This is a genomic window from uncultured Campylobacter sp., from assembly GCF_937890585.1.
Lineage (GTDB): Bacteria > Campylobacterota > Campylobacteria > Campylobacterales > Campylobacteraceae > Campylobacter_A.
In genome coordinates, this window is record NZ_CALACG010000347.1 from 1 (window position 1) to 6006 (window position 6006).

General features: G+C 40.9%; 6 protein-coding genes and 1 pseudogene. 6 read left to right on the plus strand and 1 reads right to left on the minus strand.

Going from position 1 to position 6006, the window contains the following annotated elements; all coding sequences use genetic code 11:
• Positions 1-39: 39 nt before the first annotated feature.
• A pseudogene (locus Q0296_RS10405) lies at positions 40-1044 on the minus strand (NTP transferase domain-containing protein); the annotation flags it as partial.
• 136 nt (positions 1045-1180) lie between these two features.
• On the opposite strand from Q0296_RS10405, the gene Q0296_RS10410 reads away from it, so the two are divergent.
• From Q0296_RS10410 to Q0296_RS10435, 6 genes are all read left to right on the plus strand, one after another.
• Positions 1181-1948 carry a motility protein A gene (locus Q0296_RS10410; RefSeq protein WP_298040313.1) on the plus strand — a complete coding sequence of 256 codons (768 nt, stop codon included), beginning with the start codon at positions 1181-1183 and terminating at the stop codon, positions 1946-1948.
• Positions 1948-2727 carry a flagellar motor protein MotB gene (locus tag Q0296_RS10415; protein ID WP_298040315.1) on the plus strand — a complete coding sequence of 260 codons (780 nt, stop codon included), beginning with the start codon at positions 1948-1950 and terminating at the stop codon, positions 2725-2727. The genes Q0296_RS10410 and Q0296_RS10415 overlap by 1 nt, the downstream gene beginning before the upstream one ends.
• A 2-nt stretch (positions 2728-2729) precedes the next feature.
• Positions 2730-3461 carry a flagellar type III secretion system pore protein FliP gene (fliP, locus tag Q0296_RS10420; protein ID WP_298040317.1) on the plus strand — a complete coding sequence of 244 codons (732 nt, stop codon included), beginning with the start codon at positions 2730-2732 and terminating at the stop codon, positions 3459-3461.
• Positions 3461-4726 (plus strand): TolC family protein, encoded by a 1266-nt coding sequence (locus Q0296_RS10425; RefSeq protein WP_298040318.1) that lies wholly within the window; start codon positions 3461-3463, stop codon positions 4724-4726. Before fliP ends, Q0296_RS10425 begins: the two co-directional genes overlap by 1 nt.
• The gene (locus tag Q0296_RS10430) at positions 4723-5466 is read left to right on the plus strand and encodes an efflux RND transporter periplasmic adaptor subunit (protein ID WP_298040320.1); all 744 of its coding nucleotides are present in this window, start codon (positions 4723-4725) and stop codon (positions 5464-5466) included. Before Q0296_RS10425 ends, Q0296_RS10430 begins: the two co-directional genes overlap by 4 nt.
• Positions 5463-6006: efflux RND transporter permease subunit (locus Q0296_RS10435; protein ID WP_298040322.1), on the plus strand; the 544-nt coding region annotated here is incomplete at its 3' end. The genes Q0296_RS10430 and Q0296_RS10435, both read left to right, overlap by 4 nt.

Sequence of the window (6006 nt, forward strand, 5' to 3'; positions counted from 1 at the left end):
ACTTTCTATCTCACAGTCGCCAAGATAACTTAAAAGTCAAGCTTTTACGCCACTAAGAACGCCTTTTTTAACCTCGACGAAATTTCCTATATGTGTGTCAGAAATTTCAGAATTTGGCCTTATGTGAGCTAGTGGGCCGATGTCTGAGTTTTTGATGACGCTGCTTTCTATCACCGACGAGCTTTTGATGATGCTCTCAGTGATGACGCACTCTCCAAGGATGCTTACGTTTTCTTCTAGCACGCACTCGCCTTCAAATTTAGCCCTGCTGTCTATGAAAATGCTCTCAGGCATGCGCATCAAAACGCCAGCTTTCATCAAATTTTGCTTGATCTCATCATGCATGATCTTTTCAGCGATGCTTAGCTGAAATTTATCATTTATGCCCATGAAATTTTGCTCATTAACATTTACTGCAACGCACTTTAAACCCTTTTCATTTGCTATTTTTATGGCGTCAGTTAAGTAGTACTCTTTTTGTGCGTTTTGGTTGCTTATGAGCGGTAAAATTTGCTCTAACGCCTCGCGTTTAAAGCAGTAGCAGCCGGCATTTACGCTTTTTATGGCAAGCTGCGCTTCACTCGCATCTTTTTGCTCGACGATGGCTTCAACTTTGCCATTTTTTATGATAACTCTGCCGTAGCCAAAAGGATTTGCCGCTTCAAATGAGCTCATAACGACGTCTGCTTCGGCATTTGCTAGGCGCATAAGGTCAGTTGATCTAACAAGTGGCATATCGCCACAAGTGACAAGCACCTTTTCGCCACTTAAATTTACGCCTTTTATCGCGCCAGCAGTGCCTGGGAAATTTGCTAGATCTTGCTCGAAAATTTTAGTTTGAGGGAAAATTTCTTTTATCTTTTTGCTAATTAACTCTTTTTCGTAGTGAAGCACGACACTAACGTCGTTTGTGATCGCATAAGCTTGCTTTAATATGTGAATGATCATCGGCTCGCCGCATAGCTCAAATAAGACTTTTGGGCGTTTTGATTTCATCCTGGTGCCAAGACCAGCAGCTAAGATTATTATAGAAGTGTTGCTCATTTTTAAGCCTTTTAACGTTAAAAATTTCGCAGATTGTAGCAAAAAATGGCAAACATTTTTTTTAATTTAACGATTTTTTCAACAAAAAGCTAATAGAATAGGCAATCTTAAGAATTTATAAATAAAGCGAGTTTAAATGGATTTAGGAACCGTCGTCGGCTGGGTTTTGACCCTGGTGCTTTTGTTTGGATCAATGGCGATAGGCGTTGGTATAGGACCATACATCGATATCCCTTCTGTGATGATCGTTTTTGGTGGTACTATCGGCGTTATGATGGTTGGCTTCAAGATGGAGACGCTTAAAAGTGTTGGTAAATTTTACGGAGTCGCTGTTAAGCCAGCTGTTGTTGTAAATTTACCTGAGACTATAAAAAAAGTAGTTGATTACTCAACCAAAGCTAGGCGAGATGGCATCTTAGCACTTGAAAACGAAGTAAATAACGAGTCAAATCAGTTTTTAAAAAAAGGTCTATCTATGGCGGTCGATGGTAACGAACCAGATGCGATCAGAGCGCTTTTAGAGATCGATATAGACCAAACTAGCGCTAGACACTTGGGTAATATCAAAATTTTTGAGCAAATTGGTGGTTATTCTGGTGCGATGGGTATGATTGGTACACTAATCGGCCTTGTTGCGATGCTTCTTAATATGGCTGATCCTAGTGCGATCGGTCCAGCGATGGCGGTTGCCTTGCTTACGACGCTTTATGGCTCAATGATAGGTAATATCATCGGTGCACCTATAGCAAATATCCTTACAATCCGTGACTCTGACGAGACGCTTGAAAAACAGGTTATCTTAGAGGGTATTATGGCGATACAAGCAGGGGATAACCCAAGAACGCTTGAGGCTAAGCTCTTAGCATTCTTACCACCAAAAGATAGAAAAAGTCAGTTTGAATAATGGGTAAATTAATAGATCCTAAAGACTGTCCAAGATGTCTGCCTGAGTGGTTGGCATCGTTTGGTGACCTTATGTCACTTTTACTTTGCTTTTTCGTTTTGCTCCTTTCTATGGCGACAATGGATGCTAAAAAGATGGAGGCTGCTGTTGGCTCGCTAGCTGGTGCGCTAAGTGTGCTAGAAGGTGGCGCAAGACCAGATAGTCAGGTAGAAAAGGAGACAGATCCTGAAAGCAGACGCACTCCAAAGCCAAAAGCTCAAAAAGGCGCTCAAAATGAGGTCACTTCGACTGTTAAAAAGATAAATGAACTATTAAGAGCTAGCGGCGCACCTGAGATCACGATGGAGGAGAGCGAAGACGGCTTTATCTTGAGACTTCCAGCGGCTATGCTTTTTGATAAAGATAGCACTAAAATTTCTGGTGAAGATTCAAAACTATTTTTAAAACGTATCGGTATGATCGTAGCTAAGATGCCAAAAGAGGTAAAGGTCGATATCATCGGACATACTGATAATATCGAGCCTAGCAAAGACTCAGCATATAAAAATAACTGGCAGCTCTCAACCGCAAGAGCTTTAAGTGTCGTCGAAGAGCTAAGTAGCGAAGGTGTGCCACAAGATAGGCTGATAGCCTCAGGAAAGGCTTCGTTTGACCCTATCGCTAGCAATGCAAGCGATGAGGGCAGGGCAAAAAATAATAGAGTGGAAATTCACTTCGTCTCGCTTGAGCCAAAAAATAAAGAGGCTACTAAGAAAAGTATCCTTGATACGAGGAATTAGTCGTGAAAGCACTGCTTAGCTTAGCGGTATTATTTTGCGTAGTTTTTGGAGCTGATCCTACGCTGCCAACTATAAATTTAAGCCTAAATTCCCCTGCGAATGCCGAGCAGCTTGTAAATTCACTAAATGTTTTACTAATCCTCACCGCTCTTGCACTTGCTCCTTCTCTCATCTTTATGATGACGAGCTTTTTGCGCCTTGTTATTGTACTTTCATTTTTGCGTCAGGCTATGGGTACGCAGCAGGTGCCGCCTTCAACGGTGCTCATCTCGCTTGCAATGGTGCTTACATTTTTTATCATGGAGCCAGTTGGGCAAAGAAGCTACGATGAGGGTATAAAGCCTTATATAGCCGAGCAGATAGGCTATGAGGAGATGCTTGATAAGAGTTTAAAGCCGTTTAAAGAATTTATGGTTAAAAACACTAGAGAAAAAGATCTTGCGCTATTTTTTAGGATAAGAAATTTGCAAAATCCAGCAAATATCGAGGATATTCCGCTAAGCATCGCGATGTCAGCCTTTATGATAAGCGAGCTAAAGACATCTTTTGAGATAGCATTTTTGCTCTATCTGCCATTTCTTGTCATCGACATGGTCGTAAGCTCCGTTTTGATGGCAATGGGTATGATGATGCTCCCTCCTGTCATGATCTCGCTGCCATTTAAACTACTCATCTTCGTGCTAGTTGATGGCTGGAATTTGCTAATAGGAAATTTAGTAAAGAGCTTTCACTGATGAAGAAAATTTTATTAGCACTTTTGCCTTTGGCACTGCTTGGATCAAATTTGAGCGAGATAGCGAACAAGGCTACTCAAAATGAAATTTCAAAGATCAAAGAGCTTGAGCTAAAAAGAGCAAATTTAAATAGCGAGGCTACCACTAGTGCCTATTTACCAAGCCTTAGCCTAGAGGGCTCATACGGCAAAAACGCAAGCACCTTTCCAAGCATAGTCGCTAAAGAGTCAGCTGGAGTGCTAGCAAGGATTGATTTTTTACTATATGACGGTGGGGCGAGAGAGGCTAGGTTAAAGATGAACCAGCTTTTAAAAAATAAAGCCGCCATCGCAAGTGATGAAGTCAAAAACTACCTTGCTTTTAAGGCTGTAAATTTATACTTTAACGCCTGCGCGCTTGAAAATATAATAGCTGCCAAAAATGCTCAGGCAAATTTCTTAAAAGGCGTTTTAGATAAGCTTGAAAAGGCAAATAAAGCAGGGCTTGCCCCAAAAGACGAACTAGAAAACGTAAGAGCAAAATATCACTTGGCAAATAGCACGCAGCTTGAGTATAAAAACAAAATGGAGCAAATTTTAAATGAGATAAATTTGCTAACAGGCGAGCAAATTTCGCCACTTAGCGGGGCAAAAATGGCTGAGACTGGCTCAAATTTAGCTTCAAAAAATGCTGAGCTTGACAGGCTAAGTCAAGATATATCTTTAAGCGAGGCTAAGCTTAGCGAGACAAGAGCTGGCTTTTTGCCTCAAATCATGCTTTATGACACCTATGGATTTTACAAAAACAACTACGACATCGACCTTGGCAAATATAGCGCTTACCGCCCATATCTTGATAAATATCTAAAAGAAGATACGCACGGCAATAAATTTGGCGTTAGCTTTAGGTGGAGGATTTTTGACTTTTTTGCCACTAGCAAGATGAGCCAAGCTAGTAAGATCGCGCTTGATGAAGCGAGGCTAAATTTAGAGTATAAAAAGCGCGAAAATGAGACAAAACTTAAAAATTTACAAAACGAGATCGCAACTCTTAGCTCAAAGATTGCCTCGCTAAATGAGTATGTAAAGGCGAGCGATCTAGCACTTAGAGCGAGCTATGAAAAATATAACTCTGGGCTTTTAGGATATAGCGACTTGCTTGAGGTGCTCTCACAGAAATTTGATGCCATTAGCCTTTTTGAAGGGGCGAAAGATGAGCTGGAGATCAAAAAAGCGGAGTATTTTTTTGAAAGCGGCGAGAGCATTTTAGAGAGGATTAGGGATTGAAAAAGCTGATAATTTTAATGATATTTTGCATCTTTTCATTTGCAGCAGAAGAGATTTTTGCTGATTTTGAAGTCTATGCTAAACAAAGCTCAAAGCTTGCATTTGAGAGCAGCGGCAAGGTGGATAAAATTTTTGTAGATGTCTCAAGCCATGTTAAAAAGGGCGACGTTTTGGCTAGCCTTGATCAAACAAGCCTTGAGATCGCTCTAAAAAAGGCAAAAAACGACCTAGCGCTTGCTAAAAATGCCAAAGAATTTGCTAAAAGCACCTTTAATAAATTTAGCCAAGTAAAGGACGTCACTTCGAAGCAAGAATTTGATGAGGTAAAGTATAAATTTGACGAGGCAGCTCTTAGGGTGCAAGCGGCTGAGATCGCCATTTTAAACGCAGATGATCATCTTAAAAAGGCCGTTTTAAAAGCTCCGTTTGATGGCGTCATAGCTAGTAAAAATGTCCAGCTTGGCGAGAGTGCTTCGCCGCTTCAGCCAGCCTTTGTCTTAAACTCCGAGGAGGCTAAAATCTTAATAGCGATTGACGAAAAATATGCAAATTTAGTAAAAGTTGGCGACATATTTAAATTTAAGCTTGATGCAACAAACGAGGAAAAAGAGGTTAAAATCGCGCTAATTTACCCAGAGATAAAAAGAGAGACCAGAAAATTTTACGCCGAAGCTTACGATGTGGGGCTAAAGTCAGGCATGTTTGGTCAAGGAAAAGTGATAATCGGCGAAAATAAATGATAAAAACAGCCATAAATCGCCCCATAACTACGCTTATGATATTCTTAAGCCTTGTTGTCTTTGGCATCTACTCGCTAAAGACGATGAATGTAAATTTATACCCGCAAGTAAATATCCCAATCGTTAAGATCACGACCTACGCAAATGGCGATATGAACTACATCAAGACAAAGATCACGCAAAAGATAGAGGACGAGGTCTCAAGCATCGAGGGGATAAAAAAGCTTTACTCAACCAGCTTTGACAACCTAAGCGTGGTAAGCATCGAATTTGAGCTAAACAAAGACCTGGAGAGCGCTACAAACGACGTCCGCGACAAGATGCAAAAGGCAAGGTTAAACGCAAACTACGAGATAGAAAAGCTAAATGGCCTCTCTTCAGCCGTCTTTAGCCTCTTTATCACAAGGCTTGATGGCAACGAAACTAAGCTTATGCAAGAGATCGACGATGTGGCAAAGCCATTTTTAGAGCGCATTAGCGGCGTTTCAAAGGTTAAGACAAATGGAGGGAAGCCTTCGACAAACTGGTCAATGAGAGTAA